Origin of the sequence: Vibrio sp. Hep-1b-8 (genome assembly GCF_006124995.1) — a bacterium.
GTDB lineage: Bacteria > Pseudomonadota > Gammaproteobacteria > Enterobacterales > Vibrionaceae > Vibrio.
The window spans coordinates 1-1,775 of record NZ_QEWN01000097.1 but is presented as its reverse complement, the minus strand read 5'-3'; the positions used below and the strand labels follow the sequence as shown (position 1 = coordinate 1,775).

Genomic DNA, 1,775 nt, shown 5'->3' with positions numbered 1-1,775 from the left:
ACCTTCAACCTGCCCATGGCTAGATCACCTGGTTTCGGGTCTATATCCAGCAACTCGACGCCCAGTTAAGACTCGATTTCTCTACGGCTCCCCTAGATGGTTAACCTTGCTACTGAATATAAGTCGCTGACCCATTATACAAAAGGTACGCAGTCACACCACGAGGGTGCTCCTACTGCTTGTACGTACACGGTTTCAGGTTCTATTTCACTCCCCTCACAGGGGTTCTTTTCGCCTTTCCCTCACGGTACTGGTTCACTATCGGTCAGTCAGTAGTATTTAGCCTTGGAGGATGGTCCCCCCATATTCAGACAGGATAACACGTGTCCCGCCCTACTCGATTTCACTGATGATGAGATGTCGGTTACGGGGCTATCACCCTGTATCGCGGCACTTTCCAGAGCCTTCACCTGTCTCATTAAAAGCTTAAGGGCTAGTCCAATTTCGCTCGCCGCTACTTTCGGAATCTCGGTTGATTTCTTTTCCTCGGGGTACTTAGATGTTTCAGTTCCCCCGGTTCGCCTCACTGCGCTATGTATTCACGCAGCGATACTTACTTATGTAAGTGGGTTTCCCCATTCGGAAATCCCAGACTCACAGGTTTTTACTACCTAATCTGGGCTTATCGCAAGTTAATACGTCCTTCATCGCCTCTGACTGCCAAGGCATCCACCGTGTACGCTTAGTCACTTAACCATACAACCCCAAAGGGTCTTTGTTAGTCACCAAAGTTGTCTGCATTTTTATACATGTGCAGACACGATTTTGCCGGACTCAAATATAAACATCACAAGGATGTTTCCAAGAACACTTGAATGTGTGTTGGTACCTAAATTTCTCTTTATTAGAGAAAGTTAGGATTTGAGAACTTTTAATTTGAATAACAACGCATATCAAAGATATGGGGATTGTTGTTATTCGTCAGCTTTCCAAATTGTTAAAGAGCAAATCACTTCCAAAGAAGTTCATTTTCTAAAGACTCTCGGAGTCGAAAATACCAACCACATACGCTTAACTGAAGTGGTTTGGAATTCCTATCCAAAAATACTTAGAGAATGGTGGGCGATACCGGGCTCGAACCAGTGACCCCCTGCTTGTAAGGCAGGTGCTCTCCCAACTGAGCTAATCGCCCACATAAGTTTCCTGTTGTTTTTACTTTAGTAAAGTAAAACAAAGGCCATTCCTTCGTGGAGAAGAATGGTGGGTCGTGCAGGATTCGAACCTGCGACCAATTGATTAAAAGTCAACTGCTCTACCAACTGAGCTAACGACCCAATGGTATCCCGTAGGGGAGTCGAACCCCTGTTACCGCCGTGAAAGGGCGGTGTCCTAGGCCTCTAGACGAACGGGACACTAAGTGAACATCTTGGGGGATGTTCTTTCTCTTAAACTACATAAACCATCAATCTGTGTGAACACTCATCGCAATAATCATCGTATAAGGAGGTGATCCAGCCCCAGGTTCCCCTAGGGCTACCTTGTTACGACTTCACCCCAGTCATGAACCACAAAGTGGTGAGCGTCCTCCCGAAGGTTAAACTACCCACTTCTTTTGCAGCCCACTCCCATGGTGTGACGGGCGGTGTGTACAAGGCCCGGGAACGTATTCACCGTGGCATTCTGATCCACGATTACTAGCGATTCCGACTTCATGGAGTCGAGTTGCAGACTCCAATCCGGACTACGACGCACTTTTTGGGATTCGCTCACTTTCGCAAGTTGGCTGCCCTCTGTATGCGCCATTGTAGCACGTGTGTAGCCCTACTCGTAAGGGC

3 tRNA genes and 2 rRNA genes are annotated in these 1,775 nt (G+C 47.3%); all 5 read right to left on the bottom strand.

The features are described 5' to 3' along the window. Positions 1–696, bottom strand: a 23S ribosomal RNA gene (locus DA100_RS10580); the annotation flags it as partial. Positions 697–1,056: 360 nt separating this feature from the next. Beyond that, positions 1,057–1,132 (bottom strand) — tRNA-Val (locus DA100_RS10575). Positions 1,133–1,198: 66 nt separating this feature from the next. Then, a tRNA-Lys gene (locus tag DA100_RS10570) sits at positions 1,199–1,274 on the bottom strand. 2 nt (positions 1,275–1,276) lie between these two features. Further along, positions 1,277–1,352, bottom strand: a tRNA-Glu gene (locus tag DA100_RS10565). Between the two features lie 87 nt (positions 1,353–1,439). Further along, positions 1,440–1,775, bottom strand: a 16S ribosomal RNA gene (locus DA100_RS10560); the annotation flags it as partial.